The 24,329-nt window shown below is 31.9% G+C and carries 30 protein-coding genes; 9 read left to right on the plus strand and 21 right to left on the minus strand.

Annotated elements, in window-relative coordinates:
- Positions 1 to 60 precede the first annotated feature (60 nt).
- The 4 genes from ABG79_RS02920 (at position 61) to ABG79_RS02935 (ending at position 3,945) form a co-directional block, all read left to right on the plus strand.
- Entirely contained in the window at positions 61 to 1,176 is a 1,116-nt protein-coding gene (locus tag ABG79_RS02920; RefSeq protein WP_057976939.1) for a glycosyltransferase family 4 protein, read from the plus strand.
- Between the two features lie 96 nt (positions 1,177 to 1,272).
- A complete protein-coding gene (locus ABG79_RS02925) occupies positions 1,273 to 1,890 on the plus strand; it encodes a hypothetical protein (protein WP_057976941.1) in 618 nt (205 codons plus the stop codon).
- Positions 1,891 to 2,112: 222 nt separating this feature from the next.
- Positions 2,113 to 3,390 carry an HD-GYP domain-containing protein gene (locus ABG79_RS02930; RefSeq protein WP_057976943.1) on the plus strand — a complete coding sequence of 426 codons (1,278 nt, stop codon included), beginning with the start codon at positions 2,113 to 2,115 and terminating at the stop codon, positions 3,388 to 3,390.
- 3 nt (positions 3,391 to 3,393) lie between these two features.
- Complete coding sequence (locus ABG79_RS02935; protein ID WP_057976945.1) at positions 3,394 to 3,945, plus strand: DUF5317 domain-containing protein; 552 nt, start codon at positions 3,394 to 3,396, stop codon at positions 3,943 to 3,945.
- 53 nt (positions 3,946 to 3,998) lie between these two features.
- Here ABG79_RS02935 and ABG79_RS02940 read toward each other — a convergent pair whose 3' ends face one another.
- Genes ABG79_RS02940 through ABG79_RS02955 form a run of 4 tightly spaced genes read right to left on the minus strand, consistent with a single transcriptional unit; the run spans position 3,999 to position 7,063 of the window.
- Positions 3,999 to 4,997 carry a CotS family spore coat protein gene (locus ABG79_RS02940; RefSeq protein ID WP_057976947.1) on the minus strand — a complete coding sequence of 333 codons (999 nt, stop codon included), beginning with the start codon at positions 4,995 to 4,997 and terminating at the stop codon, positions 3,999 to 4,001.
- A gap of 12 nt (positions 4,998 to 5,009) precedes the next feature.
- Positions 5,010 to 5,864 carry a protein kinase family protein gene (locus ABG79_RS02945; protein WP_057976949.1) on the minus strand — a complete coding sequence of 285 codons (855 nt, stop codon included), beginning with the start codon at positions 5,862 to 5,864 and terminating at the stop codon, positions 5,010 to 5,012.
- A gap of 12 nt (positions 5,865 to 5,876) precedes the next feature.
- Positions 5,877 to 6,062 carry a hypothetical protein gene (locus ABG79_RS02950; RefSeq protein ID WP_057976951.1) on the minus strand — a complete coding sequence of 62 codons (186 nt, stop codon included), beginning with the start codon at positions 6,060 to 6,062 and terminating at the stop codon, positions 5,877 to 5,879.
- A complete protein-coding gene (locus ABG79_RS02955; protein ID WP_057976953.1) occupies positions 6,059 to 7,063 on the minus strand; it encodes a CotS family spore coat protein in 1,005 nt (334 codons plus the stop codon). Before ABG79_RS02955 ends, ABG79_RS02950 begins: the two co-directional genes overlap by 4 nt.
- A 122-nt stretch (positions 7,064 to 7,185) precedes the next feature.
- Between ABG79_RS02955 and ABG79_RS02960 the strand changes: the two genes are divergently transcribed.
- On the plus strand, positions 7,186 to 8,289 hold the full coding sequence (locus tag ABG79_RS02960) for a glycosyltransferase family 4 protein (RefSeq protein WP_057976954.1): 1,104 nt from the start codon (positions 7,186 to 7,188) through the stop codon (positions 8,287 to 8,289).
- Positions 8,290 to 8,542: 253 nt separating this feature from the next.
- On the opposite strand, the gene ABG79_RS02965 is transcribed toward ABG79_RS02960, so the two are convergent.
- The 5 genes from ABG79_RS02965 to ABG79_RS02985 form a co-directional block, all read right to left on the minus strand.
- Entirely contained in the window at positions 8,543 to 8,887 is a 345-nt protein-coding gene (locus tag ABG79_RS02965; protein ID WP_057976955.1) for a hypothetical protein, read from the minus strand.
- A gap of 142 nt (positions 8,888 to 9,029) precedes the next feature.
- Positions 9,030 to 10,466 (minus strand): hypothetical protein, encoded by a 1,437-nt coding sequence (locus tag ABG79_RS02970; protein ID WP_057976956.1) that lies wholly within the window; start codon positions 10,464 to 10,466, stop codon positions 9,030 to 9,032.
- A gap of 170 nt (positions 10,467 to 10,636) precedes the next feature.
- Complete coding sequence (locus tag ABG79_RS02975) at positions 10,637 to 11,119, minus strand: hypothetical protein (protein WP_057976957.1); 483 nt, start codon at positions 11,117 to 11,119, stop codon at positions 10,637 to 10,639.
- A gap of 46 nt (positions 11,120 to 11,165) precedes the next feature.
- Positions 11,166 to 11,699, minus strand: a complete 534-nt coding sequence (locus tag ABG79_RS02980; RefSeq protein WP_057976959.1) for a GNAT family N-acetyltransferase — start codon at positions 11,697 to 11,699, stop codon at positions 11,166 to 11,168.
- A gap of 71 nt (positions 11,700 to 11,770) precedes the next feature.
- Entirely contained in the window at positions 11,771 to 11,965 is a 195-nt protein-coding gene (locus ABG79_RS02985) for an AAA family ATPase (RefSeq protein WP_057976961.1), read from the minus strand.
- Between the two features lie 195 nt (positions 11,966 to 12,160).
- Between ABG79_RS02985 and ABG79_RS12460 the strand changes: the two genes are divergently transcribed.
- Positions 12,161 to 12,328, plus strand: coding sequence for a hypothetical protein (locus tag ABG79_RS12460; RefSeq protein ID WP_160318208.1), 168 nt, complete (start codon positions 12,161 to 12,163; stop codon positions 12,326 to 12,328).
- Positions 12,329 to 13,933 carry a recombinase family protein gene (locus tag ABG79_RS02990; RefSeq protein ID WP_057976963.1) on the plus strand — a complete coding sequence of 535 codons (1,605 nt, stop codon included), beginning with the start codon at positions 12,329 to 12,331 and terminating at the stop codon, positions 13,931 to 13,933.
- Positions 13,934 to 13,939: 6 nt separating this feature from the next.
- Here the strand turns inward: ABG79_RS02990 and hepT are convergent, their stop codons facing one another.
- The 4 genes from hepT to ABG79_RS03010 form a co-directional block, all read right to left on the minus strand.
- Positions 13,940 to 14,374: a type VII toxin-antitoxin system HepT family RNase toxin gene (gene hepT, locus ABG79_RS02995; protein WP_057976965.1), complete on the minus strand. Its 435-nt coding sequence runs from the start codon at positions 14,372 to 14,374 to the stop codon at positions 13,940 to 13,942.
- On the minus strand, positions 14,355 to 14,804 hold the full coding sequence (gene mntA / locus ABG79_RS03000; RefSeq protein ID WP_057976967.1) for a type VII toxin-antitoxin system MntA family adenylyltransferase antitoxin: 450 nt from the start codon (positions 14,802 to 14,804) through the stop codon (positions 14,355 to 14,357). The genes hepT and mntA overlap by 20 nt, the downstream gene beginning before the upstream one ends.
- Positions 14,805 to 14,860: 56 nt before the next feature.
- Positions 14,861 to 15,439 (minus strand): Uma2 family endonuclease, encoded by a 579-nt coding sequence (locus ABG79_RS03005; protein WP_057976969.1) that lies wholly within the window; start codon positions 15,437 to 15,439, stop codon positions 14,861 to 14,863.
- Positions 15,440 to 15,553: 114 nt separating this feature from the next.
- Positions 15,554 to 17,224, minus strand: a complete 1,671-nt coding sequence (locus ABG79_RS03010; protein ID WP_057976970.1) for an AAA family ATPase — start codon at positions 17,222 to 17,224, stop codon at positions 15,554 to 15,556.
- 196 nt (positions 17,225 to 17,420) lie between these two features.
- Between ABG79_RS03010 and ABG79_RS12465 the strand changes: the two genes are divergently transcribed.
- Positions 17,421 to 17,588 carry a hypothetical protein gene (locus tag ABG79_RS12465; protein WP_160318209.1) on the plus strand — a complete coding sequence of 56 codons (168 nt, stop codon included), beginning with the start codon at positions 17,421 to 17,423 and terminating at the stop codon, positions 17,586 to 17,588.
- Positions 17,589 to 18,152, plus strand: a complete 564-nt coding sequence (locus ABG79_RS03015) for a recombinase family protein (protein WP_057976973.1) — start codon at positions 17,589 to 17,591, stop codon at positions 18,150 to 18,152.
- Positions 18,153 to 18,226: 74 nt separating this feature from the next.
- Here the strand turns inward: ABG79_RS03015 and ABG79_RS12470 are convergent, their stop codons facing one another.
- The 8 genes from ABG79_RS12470 to ABG79_RS03050 form a co-directional block, all read right to left on the minus strand.
- Positions 18,227 to 18,397, minus strand: a complete 171-nt coding sequence (locus tag ABG79_RS12470) for a PIN domain-containing protein (RefSeq protein WP_160318210.1) — start codon at positions 18,395 to 18,397, stop codon at positions 18,227 to 18,229.
- Entirely contained in the window at positions 18,397 to 18,678 is a 282-nt protein-coding gene (locus ABG79_RS03020; RefSeq protein ID WP_057976975.1) for a UPF0175 family protein, read from the minus strand. Before ABG79_RS03020 ends, ABG79_RS12470 begins: the two co-directional genes overlap by 1 nt.
- An 18-nt stretch (positions 18,679 to 18,696) precedes the next feature.
- Positions 18,697 to 19,014, minus strand: coding sequence for a hypothetical protein (locus ABG79_RS03025; protein WP_057976976.1), 318 nt, complete (start codon positions 19,012 to 19,014; stop codon positions 18,697 to 18,699).
- A 19-nt stretch (positions 19,015 to 19,033) separates the two neighbouring features.
- Positions 19,034 to 19,435, minus strand: a complete 402-nt coding sequence (locus tag ABG79_RS03030) for a hypothetical protein (RefSeq protein ID WP_057976978.1) — start codon at positions 19,433 to 19,435, stop codon at positions 19,034 to 19,036.
- 105 nt (positions 19,436 to 19,540) lie between these two features.
- Positions 19,541 to 20,167, minus strand: a complete 627-nt coding sequence (locus ABG79_RS03035; RefSeq protein ID WP_057976979.1) for a mannose-1-phosphate guanylyltransferase — start codon at positions 20,165 to 20,167, stop codon at positions 19,541 to 19,543.
- Between the two features lie 52 nt (positions 20,168 to 20,219).
- The gene (locus tag ABG79_RS03040; protein ID WP_057976981.1) at positions 20,220 to 22,139 is read right to left on the minus strand and encodes a sensor histidine kinase; all 1,920 of its coding nucleotides are present in this window, start codon (positions 22,137 to 22,139) and stop codon (positions 20,220 to 20,222) included.
- 132 nt (positions 22,140 to 22,271) lie between these two features.
- Complete coding sequence (locus ABG79_RS03045) at positions 22,272 to 22,892, minus strand: CAP domain-containing protein (protein ID WP_242859298.1); 621 nt, start codon at positions 22,890 to 22,892, stop codon at positions 22,272 to 22,274.
- 31 nt (positions 22,893 to 22,923) lie between these two features.
- Entirely contained in the window at positions 22,924 to 24,327 is a 1,404-nt protein-coding gene (locus ABG79_RS03050) for a glycosyltransferase family 2 protein (protein WP_057976983.1), read from the minus strand.
- Positions 24,328 to 24,329 lie beyond the last annotated feature (2 nt).

Below are 24,329 nucleotides of genomic sequence, written 5' to 3' on the forward strand. Positions count from 1 at the left end.
GCCTTCACACACATTGACTAAATTCCATATTATAATATGAGAAATTGTTTAGGTGATGCTATGAAGATAGGATTTGATGCAAGAGCTGCCATATGGTATAGAGGAACAGGTATTGGAACTTACACATATCAGCTAATTAAAAACATCTCAATAATGGATAAGAATAATGATTACTTAGTTTTTCTTCCAAGTGAGAATTTCGATATAATATTTGACGATAATTTTAATGTCAAGCAAATCGATAAGTGTGAAAAAGAAACTTTCTGGGAACAGGTCGATGTTCCAAACATATTAACTGACACCGGCATTGAGATTTATCATGTTCCTCAAAATGGAATAGGACTTCCCTATGAAAAAAACTGCAAATTTGTAATAACCCTTCATGATGTGATTCCATATAAGATGCCAGAAACTGTTGGGCCTCAATATTTAAAGATTTATCTTGAGGAAATTCCAAAAATCCTTCCATTATGCGATGGCATCATAACCGTATCTGAGTATTCTAAAATGGATATTGCAAAAACTTTAAATTATCCCGAAGAAAAAATATTTGTGACTTATCTTGCAGCTGAGGATATATATTTCCCGTTAAACAAAAAATACTGCAAAGAATTTATAAGAAAAAAATATTGTATTGATGAAGATTTCATCCTTTATGTTGGTGGATTCAGCCCACGGAAGAATATCAAAGGGTTAATTAAGGCCTATAGCCTGATAAAAAATAAAATTGGCAATATTAAGCTTGTTATCCTTGGCAAAAAAGGGCGTTCTTATTTTGATTATCGTGACCTTGCATTAAGTCTTGGATTAAAAAACGATGTTGTATTCCCCGGATTTATAGAAGTTGAGGAACTGCCAATTTTCTATAACGCTGCAAAGATGCTTGTATATCCTTCTTTCTACGAGGGTTTTGGGCTTCCTCCTTTAGAGGCTATGGCCTGTGGAACACCAGTCGTTGCATCTAATGCCACTTCAATCCCGGAGGTTTTAAAGAGCGGAGCTCTTTATATTAATCCATATGATGAATATTCAATAGCTGAAAAAATGCTTATGCTAGTAGAAGATGATGCTTTATATAATGAAATGGCTTTAAAGGGATTATTTCAAAGTTCCTTCTATTGCTGGAAACGAACTGCTGTTGAAACTTTATCTGCATATAATAAATTGTCGAAATAACACTCCAAATTTTTGGGGTGTTTTTGTTATTATCCGTTGAGTTGTAATAAAAAGTATGCTAATATAGTTATAAAAGTCGAGGTGGGGGGAAAATTTATGGACTTTCAAGTCGTTCAGGATACTATAAATAAAATTGAAGGAGTAATCAATTCAAAGGTAGTATCGGAGAACAATGAAATTGTTGAGATACATATAATAGCCAACAGTTCAAGGTCACCAAAACAAATAGTTAGGGATATTGAATCTACTTTGATGGCAAAGTATGATTTTAGAATAGATAAAAATAAGATAAGCATCGCAGTAATTCAATCTGAGGATATGATGAGCACAAAGAGAATCAAACTACATAGCGTTGCAGTTAAAACTCTTTTGAATACAATCGAATACAATGTAAATCTATTATATGATAATAACGAATATACAATAGATGGTGTTGGAATAAACACGCAGGCAAACAGAAAAAAACTCATTGCACAGGCAACTTTGCAGGGAGTAGAGAAAATTATTGGACAAGAATTCCTCTTTGATGTGCAGGATGTCATCGTCAACACTACAAACACCGTTTCTGTAGTCACTGTAATAGTTAATTCCCTCGTTGGCGGACATGAAGAAGCACTTGTTGGTTCAGCAGTTGTCAGAAAGGATTTAAACGAAGCCATCGCCAGAGCAACACTCGACGCAATCAACAGACGAATTGATAAGATAACTGCATAGTGGTGTGGATAAGGCCGATTATATTTTATTTTCCATTTCCTCTTAGCGGAGCAACGCAACAGGCATTAGCGGAGCCCTGTTAGCCGAAGCGCAAAGGGGGTTATCAGATATGAAGAAAATATGGCCTGCATTAATGGCTCTATTAACATTAGCAATAGCTGGTGGTTCAATATTTTCATGGAAATAAGTTTTTATAATCGGCCTTAGAAGAGGAGGATTTTTATGAGAAAAGATAATTTTAAACTTTATTCGTATTTGTTTTTAATCTATTTAATAGCTATATGTTTATTTTATTCTGCTGCTAAAGTGAATACATTTACATCAATTAACATTGATGGTATTATTATTTTCTCTTTATTAGCAATTATATCGGATTCTTTACCTGTTGAATATAAAAATATTTTAGTAAGTACAACTTTTGCTATAGCAATAGCTGTTGTTAGCATATTTAACACTTTCTGGTCAATGGTTATAATTAGTATGGGTGTGTTATTTAGGATGTATAAATCTGATGGTAAAATTAACCATTTATTTAATATTCCACCTTATAAGCTACTATTCAACGTATCAAATTATGCTATTTCTACATATTTTACTTCGATTTCTACATTATATATTTCTAATTTTTTTAAAAATAATCTTCATTTGACTGAAGGCCTACAATTTTTAGTTTCTATTATTGTTTTTTTATTTGTGAATTCGTCAATAATTTCAATATTAATTATGATTTTAACTAATGACAATTTTTTATTAATTCTAAAATCACATATTAATTTTGGTTTTTTAAACATTGTTTCTATGGCACCTTTAGGATATTTACTTGCTTACCTCTATAAAACTAACAATTTAATTGGTATAATCGTCGTCATGATACTTGTTTTATTTGCCCGTTACTCATTCATACTTTACATAGAATCAAAATCAAAGTATATGCAGACTGTTGAAGCGCTGATGCACGCGTTGGAATCAAGAGACAAGTATACTGAAGGTCATTCAAGAAATGTCGCAAAATATGTTGAATTGATTGCAAGGGAACTTAAGTTTAGCGAGAGCAAGATTGAAGAACTTATACTTGCTTCCTATTTACATGATATAGGAAAAATTGGAATCAGCGATTCCATTTTAAATAAACAGGGAAAACTTACTGACGAGGAATATAACATAATCAAAACTCATCCTGTAATAGGCTATAACATAGTTACAGACATTAAGGACCTTGGAAATATACCTGAAATAGTTAGGCACCACCATGAAAAATACGATGGGACAGGCTATCCGGATAAAAAGGGTGGAGATGAATTAAGCCTTGATGTTTACATACTTCAACTTGCCGATGCTGTTGATGCCATGGCTACAAACAGAATCTACAGAGAGGCATTAACATGGGATGAGATACATTCAGAACTTATTAAAAACAGAGGAACACAATTTCATCCACTTATTGTCGATACGTTCCTTAAAGTTTGCGAAAAAAACAATCCATGCTTAGAAAGAGGTTAAATTATGACTACGATGCTTTTTTCAGTGATTCTTGGAATAATCATAGGTTATCTTTTAAAAGGTGATTTAAGAAACATGGACGTTTCAAATCTTAAGGGCATTTACATCGCATTTGCTTCATTCTTAGTGGAAGTAATTTTATTTACACTTGTTAGAAAAGGAATTTTAGAGCGCGGACTTATAACTATTATTATTTATTCTATTCAATATTTATTGCTATTTATTTTTGTTTATCTAAATCGTAAAAATTTTGCCATTCTTATACTTGGATTAGGCTTTCTATTAAATGCAATTGCAATTTTTTCAAACGGTGGCGCTATGCCGGTTAATCCAAACGCAATTGTCGAAGCAGGCCTTGCACCATCGATTGACCAGATTAACGCATCTTCAGAAGGTTTATACATCGTAGCTGATGAGACTACCAAGCTTGCAATATTTGGCGACTTTATTCCAATTAAATATGTTTTACACTATGTAATCAGCATAGGAGACATTTTGATATACCTTGGAATATTACTTTATATAATAAAAGAGATGAAACGAAATCCAGCATAAATGCTGGATTTTTTACTTTCGATGCTTTTCAAGATAAATTCTTGGACAAACACCTACAACCAAATTTTTCTTATTCCCCTCAAAAGCCTTGCCCTATCTTCAAGATATCCAGCCTTTCTAATAAGCTTATCAAGATATTCATCCTCGTCCCAATCCTTTGTTCTGCAATAATAATCCCTTGAAATGTCGTAAAAATCCTTTGGAAATACTAAAAGAGCATAAAGAACCTTTAATTCATCCTTTGATAATGGATTTAGCTTATTATAGCTATCGAGAAGCATAACAATAGAATCAATCGAAAAGTTAGTATCCTTAGCAACCTTATTAATAATATTTGCCAAATCATGCACCCTTACATCTAAAACGCAATAGTCAAAATCACAAAAATATACATTATCATCATTTCCCATCAATATATTATGATGAGCAAGGTCGTGATGGCATAAAACATATTCTCTAAATCTTAAATATCCTGACTCTCCTAATTGATTTATAGCATCTTTTATCTGTTCCAGATAATAATCCGCATATTCTAAAAAAATTATGTCAAATTCAGTCTTTAAAACATGCATGCTTGCTATATCATAAAACTTTTCAATATTATGATATCTTTCCCTGAATCTGTTTATCATCTTACCTTGTAAAAACCTTTTTTCATAGAAATCTATATTCTGCGAAGCTTCGTGATACTGCGACAATGCTGCTGCTGACTTTTTCAAATCAATTGGATTTTGAAAAATAGCCTCCCTGCCTTCTACGCAGTCCAAAACAACATATATGTCCCCATCATATTCAATAAATGGTCTTCCATCTTTAGTCAATCTAAAATTAATAACATAAGGGTAATTTTCTCTTATTTTATTTAGCGAATTATATATAAAATTCAAATCTTCTGTGGAATACTTAATCTTTTTTAGTATTTTTATTCCACAGTTTGTGGATAAAACAAATACACTTCTAACGGGTGTAACTTCGCTGACTACTAAGCCAAATTTTTCAAACAATCTATTATCTAATGAAAAAGTTGAAAGAAATCTTTTGTCTTTAGCCATCCAATCCACCCCTTACACCTCCAAAAGGTTGCACAAGTCATCCTTCATTTTTGTCTTTTTATATTTTTTATCATATTCTAACTGTTTTCCCTTTAAGTATTTTGAAATTAGTTTTGAACTGTTATATGGGAAGGAAACGAATGCTTTAATATATTCCTCCGAATTAGGTCCAAGCGGCCTCATTGCAGTATATTCCTTTATTATATCGCTAAATGTCCCCTTATTTTCCATCTTTTCAATTGCCTTTTTAATTAACCTTGCTAAATCCTCTTCTATCATATTATAACCTGCTTCAAACAAGTCGGTTATAATTAATCCCTTCTTGCCCCTTGAAACTGCTCTATCTGAAATCTTATTTAAACAAACCTCTCTATTTTTCATACTATCCTCAAGCCTGTTTAAAAAATGCAAAGTTCTTAATATTCTCATTGCGTCCTTTCCCCTTTTAATCAAATCCTCCAAATCCTTAGCTACCAATGATTCAAACTCATTTAAATCCTTTTTATCCTTTAACGAATCCCTGAAGCTTTCCATTACTTTTAACTGTTTCTTGAATTTTTCAACCGTTCTTCCCCATTTTACGTTTATCTTAACCCCTGCTGGTGGCACATACCCTTCTGCAGCATTATGAAATGCAGCAAGCATTTTGCAATATTCCATTATATTTTTTTCTCCATCAAACTTAAAGACCTTTCCATCCGTTTTTTCCACCTCAATATAAATCCTATTTTGCTTTATAGTATATAGCTTGCCTTCTTTGTTATATTTAATCTCTAAAACATTTCGAAATCCCCTGCTATATAAAAACTCTTCAAAAGACCTTGCGAAAACTATTTGCCATTCCTTGCATTTTACTTCCCTAATCATCCCATCACCCCATCAATGCCTTCTTTTTTTTCTATCTTCCATTTTTCTCTGCCTTTCATTGAGCCTTTCAAGCTCCTTTTCTATCTCTTCTTTTTCCCTTTTCAACTTTTCATATTTTTTCTCAAGTTTTTTAAGCTCCTTTAGCTTTTTAATGTCTTCCTTGATGTCTTGAATCTTTTTTTCCATTTCCTCACTCATACAACCACCTTAAACATTGATTCAAAATCATTTAAAAACTCAAACCTTTCCTTCTGGTCATCCGTTGTTTTTTTAAGTTTTTTTATAAAAAAGTCCTCGCCCCATGGCTGCTTCTCTACATAATACTGAAGTCCAACCTGCCAAAAATCCTGTGGAAAGCTCATAAAACAACAGATTAAATATTTTTCTTCATCTTTTATATTAATAAAATTTGAATAGGTATCTATTATATATTCAAGAATATCCATACTCCAATTGCCATATCTTAAGCTTCTTATAATTATACTTGCCAAATCATGAAGGTGAGTATCCATTACACAATAGTCAAAGTCGATTATGTGGAAATTCATATTTTCATCTATAAGAAAATTGTGATTGGCGCTGTCGTGGTGGCAAAACTCCTTATATTTTCTATGTTCCTCCATAATTTCACTATAATTTGAGTTTTGAAGTTTCTTTATTGCATCATATCCTTGTTTATAATGGATGTCTAAATATTTCAGATAAATATCATCAAACTCACTCCTATTATCCTTTGAAACTATTAAAGATTTAAAATAAAGCATCTCATTTAGCCTTTTTTGGAACTTATCAATCCACTTGCCATATAAATTTCTTCCCTTAACTTTTCTATGTTCAAACCCCCTTGAACAAATGTGCATGTTTGCTAATGTTTCAACTGCATGCCTTAACTCAATGGGATTTTTAAAATCAGCAGTCCTTGAGTTAATCCACTGTGTTAAAAAACCATACCCAACTTTAAGTTTTATAAAATCTGTCCCCTCAGTTGTCTTAATTATTGGAATAACTCTTTTAAACCCGTTTTTTATTAGATGCTTTATAGCAGAAATAATAAAATCAAACTGTTCAAAATCATATTTTGAAACCTTAAGGCAATATTCTTTATCTCCAGAATAGATTTTATAAACATTTTTTAATTTCTCAATTTTATTAACTTTTATATTATATTTATTTTGAATCATCTCAAATAATTCATCCATAGGCACCACTTAAAAACAAATTCTAATTTATAATATGTAAGCTTATAAAATGTGTGATTACCATGCACAAAATATTAAATTGTGTAATATAAATAAAATATAAGCTAATTAGGAGTGATTTGATGAGGATTGCAATAGACGCGAGGGGATATAACTGGTATGCAGGAACAGGAATCGGGACATATGTTCAAAACCTATTGAAATATATGCTCAGCATCGATAAGCAAAATGAATATTTGCTTTACTGGCATGGAGATAATTACATTGATTTGATGGATAAAAATGTAACAGCGTGTATAACCTCTAAAAGACACCATAGGTTTTTTGAAGAATATTTTATCCCATCAAGTCTAGAGAATAAAAAGATTGATATATACCTTCTTCCCCAGAACGGAATGGGGATACCTATTGAAAAAAAGTGCAAAATAATCACCACAATACACGATTTGATTCCATACGTAATGCCTGAAACTGTAGGTAAGGGATATTTGAAAAAATTCATCTCCCAAATGCCAAGAGTAATTGAAAACTCAGATTGTATCATAACCGTTTCCAATTATTCAAAGAAGGATATTCTTAGATTTTTTGATATAGACGAAGATAAGGTTAAAGTAATTTATCTTGCTGCTGAAAAATATTTTGTCCCTCTTGATAAAGAATATTCTAGAAATTACTTAAGTGAAAAATATAATATACAGGATAATTTTCTGCTTTACCTCGGAGGCTTTAGTCCAAGGAAAAACGTTGATTCGCTATTTTATGCCTATTCAAAGCTTTTGAAAAATTTAAGCTCGGACATTAAACTTGTTATTATCGGCCAATCAAGAGACGATAAAGCAAGACTTGAGAAATTAAGCCAGGAGTTGAATATACAGAATAGAGTTATTTTCACTGGATATGTTCCCTATGAGGACCTTCCCTACTTTTACAATAGCTGCACAATATTCGTATACCCATCTCTTTACGAGGGTTTCGGACTGCCTCCGTTAGAAGCTATGAGCTGCAAAGTTCCTGTTATTGCCTCTAACCAAACCTCCATACCCGAAATTGTAGGCGATGCCGCTCTACTTATAAACCCCTACGATATCGGCGAGCTTGCTAATTCTATAGAGCTTCTTTTATCCTGTCCTGCCCTGCAAGCTGAATACTCATTAAAAGGCTATGAACGCAGCAAAAACTTCTCCTGGGAAAAAACCGCAAAGGAAACATTGGTGACATTCACTTGATTTCTTGACTTCTTGAGTTGTTTGTCAATTGGGACAAGGTGGTATTCGTATCTACACATTATATATCAAACAATTTTATTCAGATAGCCCCATAAAAGATTTTATGCTTTTGTTAATGGTAATGCAGCAGTCAATCCAAAGTCTTTTATGGGGTTCTTATATAATTCACATTGAGCCTTAATATAATTAACATTGCAAGATAAGTATATAAATTATTATTCTGTTTTTATTATAGAATTTTATACCAATTACCTTATTTCTTGTCTTCCTTTAATTCCTCAATCCCAGTTAAAATATTCTGAGCATCGAAAAATCCGCATTTAATCAGTTTAATTACAATGTCCATCCTATCCTCTACTACATCTTCAAGTTTATCGGCAAGTTTTCTTATATCAAAAACAATATCAAGAAACTCCTTAACCTCATGAGTTTCATTAATAGTTATGTTCTTTATTATACTTGCCGTATTCGCAAAGTTAACAGATATATGTGATAACTTTAATAAAACATCTATTATAGGTGTTAATTCGCTTTCACATAGGACTTTAAAACTATCATATTTAAATATTAGTCCTTCTCTTTTAATATCTTCCCCCATAGCCCGCCCCTTAAATTTGCTTTATTAAATTATATTCGAATATCATTTTTATTATAATATGATTAAAATAAGTATATTAACTTACCCTATAAAGAAACCAAGTAAAATCATAAAAAAACGGCTGTCAAAACAGCCGCCAAATTTATTGACCATTGCTAAATAATATTTTATTCATTAGGAAATTGTAATTCTTCAAAACTGCATTTTCTAAAGTTGCAGTTTCTGACTTTGAAAGGTGATGTTTGTGATTTTCTAATATATAATCAGCATTAACTATGAACCAAGCTATATATGGAGTTTCCTTTGCATCATTTTTTATTGACACATCAGAAAATTTTGTATCATGTATTGCTGCATATGCATCAACATGGTTCTTTGCTGAATATATAACCATATTTTTAATGAACATTACATTCTCAGCATGAGTTCCTATGAAATCAGTAAACTTGCTTTCGTTCCACTTCATGAACCCATATAGGAATTGGTGAAGTCTTCCTACATTAATTTCGTCCTTTGATGCACTTACTGTTCCGTTAACAACCTGTATTTCTCTTGCTATTCCTTCTGTTCTATATGTTACACCCTTTACAAGAACTTTTTCTATCATCTTATTTGTTTGAAGCATTATTTCTGCAGCTTCTGTTCTATATCCGCTTTGAATTAATATATCCGAAAGCTCTTTAGCACCCCATAGGAATGTTCCAAAATCCTTCAAATCAAATTTAACATTAGCCCTGTCTCCACTTAATACAAATACATTATAATCTGAATCAAATGTTGAATAGATAAAATCATATGCCGCCTTCGCTAATGGCTTTAGGCTTTGTTTTTTTGTAGAATCAGCTAAATTCCATTGAACAGATAAAGCTAATAATCCATTTCCCATTGTTGAATAATTAATGCTTTGCAATGTTGAATCGTTATAGAATTTTCCTTCTTTATATAGATTGTTTAAAACATAATTTGATGTAGCCTGTGCATTCTTTAAAGCCAAATCCTTTGCAGCCTTCTGATATTTGGCTGCTTCTGCACTCATTTTATTTAGCTTTGCTAACTCTGCAACAGCGTTTTTATATTTTTTAGTCTTTCTCTCTGACTTCTTGGCGCTATTTATATACTTTTGGAGACTTGCCATATGTGACCTATGGAATACACCATAATTAAACTTTGAATTATTCTTATATGCATTATAGAATGCCAAACTCATCTGTGAAACAGATGCTATGTCAGTTTTGTTTTGGTTGTGATATTCGTTGTTGCTATAATCATAGCCAGAAACAACAGAGCCATCTTCGTTTATAAATAACCCTCCAGTCGCTTTAACTAAATCAATATATGTATTTGCTACTTTAGTCGCGTAGGTTGAATTATTGTTTTGAATATTATTCAATGCGCTAATTATTACTGCGTAGTCTGTAGCTGTTATCTTGCCTTCATACCAGTCTGAACCGTCTTTAGTAACTGCATGTGGGAAAATATACTTACCTTCAGTAGCCATAAAATGCGCCGGTGTTGCAGCAAATGCTACGTTGAATAGTAATACAAAGATGAGCAGAGTTGAGATTAATACTTTTTTCATTAAAATCCCTCCGTATTTGATAATGATTTTCATGTTCACAGTTATAATATTATCAAACACTCACAGCAATGTCAATATGATAATGATAATTATTTTTAGTAGTTTTATATAATGCAAAATCATTCAAAAAATAATCTTCATTGGCTAATCCAATGAAGATTATTTTATCTTTATATGAATCTCTCAAGTTCTTCAACATTTGATATTTTCTTAACCAAATCCTTTATGCTTTGACTCCTGTCCTTTGGACAAACAAGAAGGACATCATCGGTATCGATAATAAGTAAATCCTTAACTCCTATTGCTGCAACAAGTCTCTTTTCGCCTATTATGGTTGTGTTTTTTACATCCAAAACAGCCGATTCGCAGTTTGAAATTACATTTCCATTTTCATCTCTACTAAGGAATCTTTCTAATGAAGTAAAGCTTCCAATATCATCCCAGACAAAGTTCGTTGGAATCACAACTGCTCTATGTGTCCTTTGCATAACGCCAAAATCTATAGATATTCCATCTATCTTTTCATATTCTTCTCTAATAACTCTTTCCTCATCTGGTGTTCCAATATACTCATAAATTCTCATTAAATTTTTATATAGGTCGGGAAGATACTTTTTTATTTCCCTAAGTAGTCTATCACCGCTTTTTACCAAAGTTGGATGAACTTTCTCATGTTTCTATTGTTATTAAACACAATTTTTAATCTATAAGCATCCCCATCATCAAAGAATCATAAAACTTTCCGTCAATCATAAAATCCCTTCTAATTAATCCTTCCTCTTCAAATCCAAGCTTCTTATAAAGTCGAACAGCTCTTTCATTATCGCTTCTTGTCCTTAGGTTTATCTTTCTAATAATTTTTGTCTCCTTCGCCCAGTCAATCAAATATTTAATTAGTTCTTGCCCAATTCCTTTTCCCCAATATTCCTTTAAAACGCTCACTCCAAATTCCCCTGTATGGGCTAGCCTTTTCCTCCCACCGCCACTAAAAGATAGTGCTCCAATTATTTTACCATCTGCAACAGCAACTATAAATAGAGCATTATTCTTTTCTAAGAAACCTTTAATTATGTTTCTTTCTACCTCCAGAGTAATATTCAATTCTCCAGGACCAAAAGTTAAAAAATCTGACTCCCCACCGATTACATTCATATAATCAATCATTGCCGCTGCATCATCAGCAGTGATTGGCCTTATTATAACCTTCTTATCGCCAATCATTAACTCCTTCATTCCCACCACCCCTTAAAATTTTATCACTCTAAATATAATCAAACACATAAATTGTCAAACAATTCAAGAAGTCAAGAAATCAAGTGAATGTCACTTAAATAATAGGATACTTTCTTTGTTTTAAAACGTCTTGGTCTTGCAAACAGTAAAACCTGAGCACCATCTTCAATTACTTCTTTAATTAAAAAGCTCTTATCAACAAAATAATAATCATCTGATTTCAGGCTTTTAAAATCGCTAATTCCTAAAGGGATTTTCCTTTTCATCATAATCCCTCCAAATTTTTAAAAATCTATTTTCAGCTATTTATTTCTTGATTCCGTTTTTCCACCAAAAAATAATTAAATTCATTTCACTTTATCTTGTTATTAATATTTTATAAATAAACTCTATATATTTATATTAGATTAATTCCAGCAAATTTACAACCACTTTCCCTAGCAATCCTTTAGGTGGGGGTTATGTCAAATATAACATTAAAAAGTCCTAATTTCTCCTGCCAAAGTTTAAATGACTTATACACACAAGCAGTTCTTAATCTAATCAAATCAAAATTTTCTCAGAATGCAGATGAAATTGAATATTTAATTGAAGTTCTCAAGAAAGCTTACGCACAGGAGGAAATGTAGTTGAAGGTTGCAGCAATTTATTCAAGAAAATCAAAATACACAGGGAAGGGCGAATCAATTGATAATCAAATCTCTATTTGTAAGGACTATCTTGAAAGGATGGGCATTAGTGATTATTTAATTTATGAGGATGAAGGTTTTTCAGGTAAAAATGTAAAAAGACCCGAATTTCAAAGGATGCTAAAGGATGCTAAGGCTAAAAAATTTGATGTGCTTATATGCTATAGGCTTGATAGGGTGAGCAGAAACATTGCTGATTTCGCTCATCTTATTGAGCTTCTTGAGAAATATACTATTAATTTTATTTCGGTTTCTGAGCAATTTGATACTTCTTCGCCAATGGGAAGAGCAATGATGTATATTGCAAGCGTATTTGCCCAGCTTGAAAGGGAAACTATAGCAGAAAGAATAAAGGACAATATGCTGGAGCTTGCTAAGGGCGGGAGGTGGCTCGGAGGGGAAACCCCTACAGGATTTAAAAGTGTCCCTATCATATATAACGATAAGGACGGCAAGCAGAAAAAGATGTTTAAACTTGAACCTATTAAAGAAGAGCTTGAAATGGTTAAACTTATATTCCAACTGTATCTTAAGCATAAGTCCCTTAGCCAAGTTGAGAAATATCTATTAAAGAATAACATTAAAACAAAAAACAGCACTGATTTTGTTAAGATGAAAATTAAAACAATACTTAATAATCCTGCATATGTTAAAGCAACTAAAGAGGTTTTTGACTATATAGAAAGTAAAGGAATAACTGTAATCGGTGAACCTAATGGAATAAATGGACTATTGCTCTATAATAAAAGAAAAGGTAAAGGCGAATTAAAGGATAAAAGTCTTTGGGTGTGTGCAGTTGCAAAACATGAAGGAATAATTGAAGCTAAAGATTGGATTGAAGTTCAAAAGATTCTTGAAAAGAACAAAGAAAAAGCGCCAAGGCTTGGCAACTCAAAGTTTGGTCTATTATCAGGCATCATAAGATGTGCAAAGTGCAAAAGCACGATGAAGGTTATCTATGGAGTATTAAACGAAAAAACAGGAGAAAAACCTCATTACTATTCCTGCACAATGAAGCTTAACTCAGGAAAAACAAGGTGCAGTAATAAAAATGCAAAGGGAGATGAAATTGAAGAGTATGTTATTGGAACACTAAAAAACTTGAGCCTTGATAAGGAAAAGCTTATAAATGAACTTTTAAAATACCAAGAAAGTTTATCTTCAAAGTCCTTAAAGGATGAAGTTGAAGTTATAAACAGTCAAATTAGGCAAAATGAAAAGTCTATAGATAATTTGACAAACACTCTTTCTTTAACGGATGATTCTAATTTATCTAAAATTCTTCTTCAAAAAATAGACTCCCTTTCAAAGGAAAACCTAAACTTAAATAAAAAACTTCAAGAACTTAAAGATACTCATCAACTTGAAGTTGCAAGGAAAAAGAAAATTGAGGAATTTGCAAAATCTGTGAAAAGGTTTGAAACCCTCTTTGAAAGTGCATCCTTTGAAGATAAGAAAATGCTTCTTAAGGACATAATAGATACAATTTATTGGGATGGTGATAGCCAAACAATTGATATTAAATATAAAGAGGCAGGGGATTAACCTGCCTTAATAATTCTCTTCAAGCCATTTTGTAGTATATTTAATAAACATCACAAAATCATCAAGCCTATTCATTAAAATATCCAATACAACATCTTCATCAACCCTTGTGTAGTCATGCACAAGTATATTTCTAAAGGATGCCATTCCTACAATTTGTTTGGCAAACTGTTCAGGAATAACACCTTGTTTATACAAAGTTAATATGGTTTCTCTGTAACTATCAGGCCTTTCTAAACCTAAAGAAGATATTATTATATTAGCAATGTCGAGGACGCACTCTACACATATATGTATTCCCCTCTCAATACCCCAATATCTTATTATATCTTCTTTAAGATTTTCTTTATTAATTTCGTAAGATACCTGCTTTAATTGTAATAAATTTTTCTGTAGTTCTCTTATTTTAAAATTTATCAAATCAACTATATTTCTTGTCACTTAAATCACCCCATTTTTCCATAAAGACCATGTCCATAATTTCCTTTTGCCTTCTTCTGAAAAATTCCATATCCATATATTCGTCCATAGCCCTTGCTTCAAATAAAACTCTTTCTTCTTCGCTTACCTTATAGACATTTTTACCATATTTTATTACCTGAAATTTTAAAACCTCGTTTGCATCGTTTAATATGGCAAGGTCGATGTCGTCCCTTTTAAAAATATCCATTAGCTCTCCAATTAAGTTTAATTTATCAAGGGGCGTATATTCCCCCATTAAAACTGCAATATCAAGGTCGCTGTCCTTTTTATTGATTCCCTTTGCATAGGAACCAAAAATATAAATTAATTTAATATCAAAATTACTGAGCAGTTTATCTATATTGTCCTTTAAAATTGTTTCAACTTCAAATAAATTGCCTTGAACCATTAACTTCACTCCAAAAATAATTTTTATATATAAATCTATTTTCAGGGATTAACACATCACCAGTTTTTTTCATCTAATCTAAATTCAAGCTCTTTAAATAAATTGCATTGAACTTGCTCATCTAATCTATATTTCTGTGGTTCCCCATACTGTCCCTCATTATTTAATGTATATACAAGCACGTTTTTTGAATCAGGATTAATTATCCAGTATTCTTTAACCTTAAACTTTTCATATAAATAAAGCTTTTTTACATAATCAATTGAAGCATTTGATGGTGAAACAACTTCTATGATAAAATCTGGGGCACCTTTACAGCCCTTATCATCCAATTTATTTTTATCGCACACCACCGAAATATCTGGCTGAACAACATTTTTACAGGTATCTTCACTTCCACCTTCATCAATTAATCTTACATCAAAAGGTGCTACATAGACTTCACAGTTTAAGCCTTTTTCAGCTATAAAGTTCCCAATAATTCTCGCTCCTTCAGTCACTATTTTCTGGTGAATTCTTGATGGTGCGGGTGACATTGCAAAAAACTGACCATCTATAAGCTCAACTCTTGAATCACCATCAATATTTATATAGTCCTTATAAGTATAAAAATCTATTTTCTTAGGAAGTGCCATATCATCACCCCACATTTATCCTTTATTTAATTTTACCACACTAAAAAGATAAACAAACACATAAATTGTCAAACAATTCAAGAAGTCAAGAAATCAAGTGAATGTCACTTATGCTTATTTTATCTTAACAAGAACTTCCTTTCCTTCAAAAACAACTGCCATTTCTATTATTTCTTTTATTCCTAAATCGACAAGTTCTTGTCTATATTTCTGATTTTCAATCTGCGTCAATGCATTTTGTGCCGCAGTTTCAAGAGTTTCATTTTTTCTTGTATTCACTTTTTTAAATTCAATTATTATTCCAGGGTTAGTGCTTTCTTTAGGAATCATCATTATATCATATCTTCCAAGTCCACTCTCTCTGTTGGATTTAATATGATAATATTCTTCAGTTGCAATTAGCATGCCTAAAACCAGAGCATGATAAAATTTTTCACTTTCTCTTTCTATGTCAAAATAACTTGCGCTTTTGAATACATAATCGCTCAGTATTTCCTCGAATGTTTCTATATCCTTTTTCAAAAGACTCTTAATCATTGTTTCAAATCTATTAATACTTATATTATCCGTAATCCATGATAAAATAACTTCTTTATAAAGATACATTACTTCATTGTTTGGGATTGTTAAGTTACAATAGAGCTTACCTTCTTTTAAATTTTTATCGCTAGCCTTAAGATAACCACTATAGAGTAAGAAACTCCATACGCTTTCAGAGCTTTTATCAACATCAGGTAATATAATGTTCTCATCAATTCTTTTCAGTATCTTATCACCTTTAATCAAATCTTCAAGGTCCTTCTTAATCTCTTGACCGCCATTTGTCAGGAGAATCTTTACAAGGTCATTTGTGCTTGTATTAACCCAATATGGTTTTAATCCTTCATTATAATTTGCTGTATAATAAAGAACTGACCATGGATTATATATTACATCTTTCCCAAACAAATAACCGTTATACCAATCTCGAATATCTCCAAATTTAAACTTAAGACCATAATAATCTAAAATCTGTTCTACTTCACCTTCAGTAAAGCCAAAATACTCACTATACTGCTCGTTGAGCATGGTATTGACCTTCAGATTGTTAAGACCTGAAAAAATGCTCTCTTTAGATATTCTTAATATGCCAGTTATAACTGCTTTTTCAAGATAAGGATTGTCCTTTAAACCACCGCTTAAGAAATTCCTCATAAATTCAATTATTTCATCATAAAATCCATGTATGTATCCGCTTTGGATTGGAACATCGTATTCATCAACTAATATCACCACTTTAGAATTGTGATGCCTGTATAAAAGCTCACATAAATTCAATATGCTTTTAGAAAGTTCAACATTGTCAATTTCTCTTCTAATTATCTTCCTCATTTCTTCCTTCTTATGGTCTGAGATTTCTTTGCTGTTTAATAAATAATCAAAGTTTTCATAAAGCTTGCTAACCAGTATTTCTATCCCCTTAATAGTATTTTCCCATTTTGAATACTTTTCATCTTTAAAAGTCAAGTAAATAACAGGATATTTTCCTTGTTTTGTCATAATTTCTTCATCTTCAGTAATTTTTAACCCTTTAAATAAATCTCCACTATTGCTATTTATATCAAAAAAATATTTCAACATGCTCATATTTAATGTTTTCCCAAAACGTCTTGGTCTTGCAAACAGTAGAACCTGAGCACCATCTTCAATAACTTCTTTAATTAATAAGCTCTTATCAACAAAATAATAATCATCTGATTTCAGGCTTTTAAAATCGCTAATTCCTAAAGGGATTTTCATTTTCATCATAGTCCCTCCAAATTTTTAAAAATCTATTTTCAGCTATTTATTTCTTGATTCCATTTTTTCCACCAAAAAACGATTAAATTCCTTTCACTTTATCTTGTTATTAATATTTTATAAATCAACTCTATATATTTATATTAGATTAATTCCAGCAAATTTACAACCACTTCCCCTAGCAATCCTTTAGGTGGGGGTTATGTCAAATATAACAATAAAAAGTCCTAATGTTTCCTGCCAAAGTTTAAATGACTTATACACACAAGCAGTTCTTAATCTAATCAAATCAAAGTTTTCCCAGAATGCAGATGAAATTGAATATTTAATTGAAGTTCTCAAGAAAGCTTACGCACAGGAGGAAATGTAGTTGAATGTTGCAGCAATTTATTCAAGAAAATCAAAATACACAGGGAAAGGCGAATCAATTGATAATCAAATATCTATTTTCAAGGACTATCTTGAAAGGATGGGCATTAGTGATTATTTAATTTATGAGGATGAAGGTTTTTACAGCACTGAATTTGTTAAGATGAAAATTAAAACAATACTTAATAATCCTGCATATGTTAAAGCAACTAAAGAGGTTTTTGACTATATAGAAAGTAAAGGAATAACTGTACTTTTGCTCTATAATAAAAGAAAAGGTAAAGGCGAATTTAAGGACAAAAGTCTTTGGGTGTGTGCAGTTGCAAAACATGAAGGAATAATTGAAGCTAAAGATTGGATTGAAGTTCAAAAGAGTCTTGAAAAGAACAAAGAAAAAGCACCAAGGCTCGGCAACTCAAAGTTTGGTCTATTATCAGGTATCATAAGATGTGCAAAGTGCAAAAGCACAATGAAGGTTATATATGGAGTGTTAAACGAAAAAACAGGAGAAAAACCTCATTACTATTCCTGCACAATGAAGCTTAACTCAGGAAAAACAAGGTGAAGTAATAAAAATGCAAAGGGAGATGAAATTGATATAATGAGGCAGGGGATTAACCTGCCTTTTATGATTATCACCTAAAATTCATTCGCATATTTCAATATCTCTTCATCATGTTTATCTTTTGCTATTAATTCCAAAAAAACACCTTCTGATATAAAAATTTGTCCAAACATTTTTTCAAGAAGGTTCAGGCAATTTATCTTTAAAAGCGATAAAATAGGTGTCGTATTGCAAACCACAATCATTATCTTTCTTCCTCCAAAAGTTTATCTAACATTTTTGCATCCTCTAAAACTTCTGAACCTTCCATATCAAAATAAGCTATACCCATTTTACCAAGGTCAGTTATAAATTGTAACTTGCTTAACCCCAATATTTCAGCAGCCTTACCATATGATATTTTATTCTCTTTTACCAGTTCAAAAACCATTAATTCCCTTATTTTTTTTCGATATTCAACATCATTTACATCCACATAACTAAGTAATGTTTCGGGAACGTCAATTTCAACTTTTACTAAATTCATTAAACTCACCTCCATTTTTTATTCAAGCATCCTCTCAAATTTGAACCAAGAATATAGTCTAATGCCCAACTGGAGAATAATAAGGGCAGTATAAGCATAAAAATCCGTAAAAACTATCAAAAGTCCTGCCAAACCTAAAATAACTGTTATCTTATTTGATACATGACCATTAACTGGGTTATTTCCTTGAAAAAAGCTACTTTTAAGTCTCTGGGCATAACATTCAGAATGATAAGCATTCATAAAGAACAAATCAAAGGCTACAACTAAATCCTGCTTATCCTTTATAAATCTATTGCAATGGTTGCATATTATAAACTTTTCTTTCTCTTCCATTTTAACCCCACCCTAACAATTATTTTAAATAAATTATTGTAGCATCTTCAAATTTGTAGGTCAAAATTTCTCTTTTTATCTTCATCGCAATTTCTATGTTCCTTTCAGAAGCAAAATCACCAGATTTATTTTTGAATACAACAAAAACATTATATATTTCATTGCCCTCATCATAGGCAACATGATGATAAGCATAAGAGAGTCCCTGTTTTTTGAATTCATAAAAGGCTTCCTTTATATTTACAAGTTTCTCTTTATTTTCATAATTCGAGATGTTGTTTTTCAAAACATCATTTATCACGTTTTTGATGCATTTGTCCGCAGTTGCATTCTTTGCTGAAACCCTTAATCCAAATAATATTACATTTAAAACAAGCAGAAAAGCAAAAAATTTTATTATCGGCGGCATTTTCTTAACCATTCCCATCACCCCACATTTATCCTTTATTTAATTTTACCACACTAAAAAGATAAATAAACACATAAATTGTCAAACAATTCAAGAAGTCAAGAAATCAAGTGAATGTCACCATTGCACTTTGGTAAGTCGTGGGTCTGCACGCCATACGAACATGCCGCTGTTCCAGAGGAAGTTTCCTTTTTCTAAGAAGGAGGCGGCAACGTCAATATTAGGTTTTTCAATGAAACGCTTAACTTTAAAAACTCCTTCTTCTACGCTGTCGCCTATTTCAATATAGCCGTAGCCTGATTCAGGGCGTGTTGGTGTTATTCCGAATGTTACAAGATTATCCCCGTCCTGAGCTACATCGATTGCCTTTATGATAGCTTTTTCAAAATCCTCTTGCGCTTGAATGACATGGTCGGATGGAAGAACTACCATTGTTGCATCAAAGTCTCGTTTCAATAGTTTAATTGCAGCAAGGCCTATACAGGATGCTGTTTCCTTGTTTAATGGTTCTTTGAATATATTACCACTTTTAATTTTTAATATTTCATTAATCTTATCTACATAAATATTATTAGTAACTATACAAATTCTGTCATTAGGGATGATGTTTGAAATCCTATCGACAGTGTTTTCAATCATCGTCTTTTCGCCAATTACCTTTAAGAATTGCTTTGGTAAATTCTTTCTTGATTTTGGCCAGAATCTAAGTCCTAATCCTCCAGATAATATTACAGCATAAATCATACAAAATCACCCCGCATATTTTATAATATGCAGGGTATAAAAATTTGACACTTTATTTGTATATATCTGAAAACTCAATGTTTATACTTTCAACATGAGATTTTGTGGCATTTCTGCTCATTAATTCAGAGTTTTCCACCTTTAATTTTGTAGGTATGTCAATAATAAATTCGCTGCCTTCATTCAACTTGCTCCTGACCTTTACTTTTCCTCCATGCATCTCAACGAGCGATTTAACAAGAGCTAAGCCTATTCCACTTCCTTCTCGGTTTCTATTCAAAGACTTATCCACCTGTCTAAATCTTTCAAACACTATTCCTATTTTATCTTTTGGAATTCCAATTCCTGTATCCTTAACACAAATCCTTATATAATCCTTTTTATCATACAAATTGACATATATATATCCGTCCTTATCTGTAAACTTCACTGCATTTGATATAAGGTTTAACAATATCCTTTCAATTTTATCTGGGTCAAATGCAATAAACTTTTCTTCAATTTCAGTATCAAATATTATGTTCAATCCATATGATTCTACATAATCAGAAACCGACATAACGATATCCTCAACTACCTTTACAATATCATTGTTCGATGGCACAAGTTCCATAAACCCAGCATCTATCTTGGTTATATCTATAAGATTATTTACTATTCTTAATAATCTAAAGCAGTTTTGCTTCATGATATCTGTATATTTTTTTATTTTCTCATTATCAAGTTCATTGTTTTTGCTGTATAATTCCACAAGTTGAAGAGAGCCTAATATTACATTTAAAGGTGTTCTCAATTCATGTGAAATATTAGCAAAAAACTCCGTCCTTATCCTTTCTATTTCAACCGCTTCCTTAAGCTGCATAATATTCTTCTCTGCTTGCTTTTTCTCACGTAAATCCCTTAAAACTATCAATGATACAGCCTCACCATCGATATCAACAGGTGTTGCTGCAACCTCTACGTCTATTTCCTCTCCAAATTTATTAAATATCTTTTCTTGAATCCAAGGTTGTGCCTCTCCTCCCTGTTGAACGTTTTTTATTCTTTCATTAACTATTTCAAAAAAGTCCCTATGTAAAAAATCAAAAACAGATTTGCCAACTAAATCATCCATCCCCGCCATTCTTCTTGCTGCTTTATTTGCATAGAGTATTTCTCCCTGCTTGTGAACGACAATCGGATCGGGCATGAGTTCAAAAAACATTCTATACTGCCTTTCTTTTCTCTTTAATTCTTCTTCAGTCTTTACCAATGAAGTCACATCAAAAATTTGCCATATCCTTCCGAAATTTTTTCCTGATTTACTAACCCGTTTAGTGTAAAACTCATAAAACCTTCCATCAAACGTTTCAACTCTCCCAGTTGTAATATTTTTCATCCTGGTAAATATTTTTACTTTCTTCATGAATGCATCAAAATTTTTAATCAACCTTTGTCCATATCCATGCAATTCCTTTGCACTGCTAACTTCCATGTCTATATTCAATAATTTCTTTAATATTGAATTAATGTTTAATATATTCTTCTGATTATCATAAACCAAAACTCCACCCTTAGTTGATTCAATTATCGTCCTTAGTATTTCTTCTTTCTTTTCATGTTCCCTCAGCAGTCTTTTCTTTTCTGTTATATCCCTTGTAAAGCTTATTATACCAATTTCATTCCCAGATTTATCATATATAACCCTTCCATTAGATTCTAACCAGACATATTTACCCTTCGAATGCCTGTATCTATATTCCACATTAGCGCTACCCTTTGTTGTTCTTATATAATCTATTATATTTTTAACTTTTTCAACATCGCTCTTACGTATTCCACCAAAAATATTAGCGTTTAAACTTTCCTCTACACTATAGCCTAAAATATCCTTTACAGAAGGAGAGATAAATGATATTTTACCATCACCATCAAAAACAGTTATTATTTCAGGAATATTATTAATAATTAAGCTCAAATCGATATTTTCCAACTTACCCACCCCAAAACAAATTTTTACACAATAGAATTAATTCTCCAAAAAACGATTTTTTCCTTTATATAATCGTAATACAAATTATTCCAATAATAGACATATTGCAACAAAAATAACCCCAAATCGGGGTTATGGCCTTATAAACATTTGAGTCCAATATATTCTACCGCTTGCACTTTTTGCAACTCCAACTCCTATCTGTGTGAATGTTGGGTTTAATATGTTTCTCCTGTGTCCTGCTGAAGCCATCCAGGCATTCATAACTTCTCTTGGGGTCCTTTGTCCCATCGCGATGTTTTCCCCTGCTGCAATATATTTAATCCCAAATTTCTTCATCATGTTAAATGGTGAACCATATGTTGGCGAATAATGCGAAAAGTAACCCTTATTTATCATATCCTGCGACTTAATTCGAGCAACTTTGCTAAGATAAGTATTTTCCTTTAACGGTTTTAATCCTGCCTTAGCCCTCTCAATATTTACAAGCCTTACAACCTCCTTTTCAAGGGTTCTTATATCAGCTACAACATTTGTCTCATCCTTTTGCACAAAATATATTGACGAAGTCGATTCAAGTCCTGAATTTGTTTTTAATATTTCCAGCACGTGCGTTCCGTTCTGAGCTGAAATCTTGTAAAGTATGCACCCCGCATTAACAGAATGCACCATTCCTCTGGCTAGTGTCTGCCCCAGCATTAGAAAAATTAAAATGCTTATTAAATAAACTTTAGTCCTTCTTATAAAAATCACCTCTTCAATATTTTTTGTAGAGGTGATTTTTTTATGCAGATTGCGCAAATCCTTTTCTTTTAATTTTTCCCCAGCTGTGTTTAAGTTTTCTAAACTTAAAAATACCCTCAAACCTGTAAAGACTGGTTAATTGCCTGTATCCAAAGTTCTCATATATCGCGTATAGAGTTAGTTTAATAACTTGCCCAATGGATGGATATTTATTAAAAGTGTATTCCTCTAATAAAATTGCCCCTACCGAAAGAATGACCCCGTAGAGTATTGATGCAACAAGGAACAGGATAAAATATCTAATATTCAAAATTCCTAATATATAAGAAACAGGAATAAATATATATCCGATTATCTCAACTATCGGACCAAGCATTTCAAAGAAGAAAAAGTAAGGATAAGCATATAGTCCGATAACACCGTATCTTGGATTTAAAAGCATTCTCTTATGCCTTAAAAGCGTGTCCATAAGACCAATTTGCCATCTTCGTCTCTGGCTTCTTAAATCTCTCAGCCTCTCCGGAGCCTGAGTCCAGCAAACAGGGTCAGGGACAAATTTGATTTTGTATCTTCTCTTCTTCTCCCTCATATATCTATGAAGTCTTACGATTATTTCCATATCCTCGCCTATAGTTCCAGTAGTATACCCTCCAACTTCAACTGCAAAATCTTTTTTAAAAGCTCCAAATGCTCCTGAAACTATAAGCAGCGAATTTAGAGCATCCCAGCCCATTCTTCCTGTTAAAAAAGCCCTCAAATATTCTATTATCTGAAAAAGTGCAACCCTATTCTTGGGAAGTTCAACCTTTTCAATAATACCTCTTCTTATTTTTGAACCATTTGCAATTCTAACAATTCCTCCAACTGCAATTGTTTCTTTATCTTCAATAAATGGCATTATAACTCTTACTAATGAGTCGCTCTCCAAAATTGAATCTGCATCTATGGAAGCGAATATAGGATATCTCGAAACATTTATACCTGCATTTAAAGCGTCAGCCTTGCCTCCATTTTCCTTATCTATAACGACAAGATTTGGGATATCGATGTTTCTATAAACTCCCAGCACTTTTTTCGTGTTAACAAGGTATCGAATTGGCTGGTCAATCTCCTTTAACTCAAAGGCGTCTATAAGCCTTTTCAATGTTTCGTCCTTTGAGCCATCGTTAATTACAACTATCTCAAACTCAGGATAATTCAAGGATAAAAGCGATTTTACATTATCAACTATAGTCTCCTCTTCATTATATGCAGGCACCAAAACCGATATTGGAAGCATGTTAAAAGATGTCGTGTAATTTTGATAATCGGAATATCTTATTTTTCTAATATACTTGTAAAGACTAAATGAAGATAAAATGAGCTGGATAAAATATATTAAATTAATAGCCATAACATAATAAATTATAAATATATTGAACTTGAGAATAATTTCTCTAATCATTT

Source organism: Caloramator mitchellensis, from assembly GCF_001440545.1.
Taxonomy (GTDB): Bacteria; Bacillota; Clostridia; order Clostridiales; family Caloramatoraceae; genus Caloramator; species Caloramator mitchellensis.

Excerpts from the sequence above, each read along its gene's own strand:
- ABG79_RS02920 (WP_057976939.1), top strand. The coding sequence starts at position 61 with ATGAAGATAGGATTTGATGCAAGAGCTGCCATATGGTATAGAGGAACA.
- ABG79_RS02925 (WP_057976941.1), top strand. The coding sequence starts at position 1,273 with ATGGACTTTCAAGTCGTTCAGGATACTATAAATAAAATTGAAGGAGTA.
- ABG79_RS02930 (WP_057976943.1), top strand. The coding sequence starts at position 2,113 with ATGAGAAAAGATAATTTTAAACTTTATTCGTATTTGTTTTTAATCTAT.
- ABG79_RS02935 (WP_057976945.1), top strand. The coding sequence starts at position 3,394 with ATGACTACGATGCTTTTTTCAGTGATTCTTGGAATAATCATAGGTTAT.
- ABG79_RS02940 (WP_057976947.1), bottom strand. The coding sequence starts at position 4,997 with ATGGCTAAAGACAAAAGATTTCTTTCAACTTTTTCATTAGATAATAGA.
- ABG79_RS02945 (WP_057976949.1), bottom strand. The coding sequence starts at position 5,864 with ATGATTAGGGAAGTAAAATGCAAGGAATGGCAAATAGTTTTCGCAAGG.
- ABG79_RS02950 (WP_057976951.1), bottom strand. The coding sequence starts at position 6,062 with ATGAGTGAGGAAATGGAAAAAAAGATTCAAGACATCAAGGAAGACATT.
- ABG79_RS02955 (WP_057976953.1), bottom strand. The coding sequence starts at position 7,063 with ATGGATGAATTATTTGAGATGATTCAAAATAAATATAATATAAAAGTT.
- ABG79_RS02960 (WP_057976954.1), top strand. The coding sequence starts at position 7,186 with ATGAGGATTGCAATAGACGCGAGGGGATATAACTGGTATGCAGGAACA.
- ABG79_RS02965 (WP_057976955.1), bottom strand. The coding sequence starts at position 8,887 with ATGGGGGAAGATATTAAAAGAGAAGGACTAATATTTAAATATGATAGT.
- ABG79_RS02970 (WP_057976956.1), bottom strand. The coding sequence starts at position 10,466 with ATGAAAAAAGTATTAATCTCAACTCTGCTCATCTTTGTATTACTATTC.
- ABG79_RS02980 (WP_057976959.1), bottom strand. The coding sequence starts at position 11,699 with ATGAAGGAGTTAATGATTGGCGATAAGAAGGTTATAATAAGGCCAATC.
- ABG79_RS02985 (WP_057976961.1), bottom strand. The coding sequence starts at position 11,965 with ATGAAAAGGAAAATCCCTTTAGGAATTAGCGATTTTAAAAGCCTGAAA.
- ABG79_RS12460 (WP_160318208.1), top strand. The coding sequence starts at position 12,161 with ATGTCAAATATAACATTAAAAAGTCCTAATTTCTCCTGCCAAAGTTTA.
- mntA (WP_057976967.1), bottom strand. The coding sequence starts at position 14,804 with ATGGTTCAAGGCAATTTATTTGAAGTTGAAACAATTTTAAAGGACAAT.
- ABG79_RS03005 (WP_057976969.1), bottom strand. The coding sequence starts at position 15,439 with ATGGCACTTCCTAAGAAAATAGATTTTTATACTTATAAGGACTATATA.
- ABG79_RS03010 (WP_057976970.1), bottom strand. The coding sequence starts at position 17,224 with ATGAAAATGAAAATCCCTTTAGGAATTAGCGATTTTAAAAGCCTGAAA.
- ABG79_RS12465 (WP_160318209.1), top strand. The coding sequence starts at position 17,421 with ATGTCAAATATAACAATAAAAAGTCCTAATGTTTCCTGCCAAAGTTTA.
- ABG79_RS12470 (WP_160318210.1), bottom strand. The coding sequence starts at position 18,397 with ATGATTGTGGTTTGCAATACGACACCTATTTTATCGCTTTTAAAGATA.
- ABG79_RS03020 (WP_057976975.1), bottom strand. The coding sequence starts at position 18,678 with ATGAATTTAGTAAAAGTTGAAATTGACGTTCCCGAAACATTACTTAGT.
- ABG79_RS03025 (WP_057976976.1), bottom strand. The coding sequence starts at position 19,014 with ATGGAAGAGAAAGAAAAGTTTATAATATGCAACCATTGCAATAGATTT.
- ABG79_RS03030 (WP_057976978.1), bottom strand. The coding sequence starts at position 19,435 with ATGGTTAAGAAAATGCCGCCGATAATAAAATTTTTTGCTTTTCTGCTT.
- ABG79_RS03035 (WP_057976979.1), bottom strand. The coding sequence starts at position 20,167 with ATGATTTATGCTGTAATATTATCTGGAGGATTAGGACTTAGATTCTGG.
- ABG79_RS03050 (WP_057976983.1), bottom strand. The coding sequence starts at position 24,327 with ATGATTAGAGAAATTATTCTCAAGTTCAATATATTTATAATTTATTAT.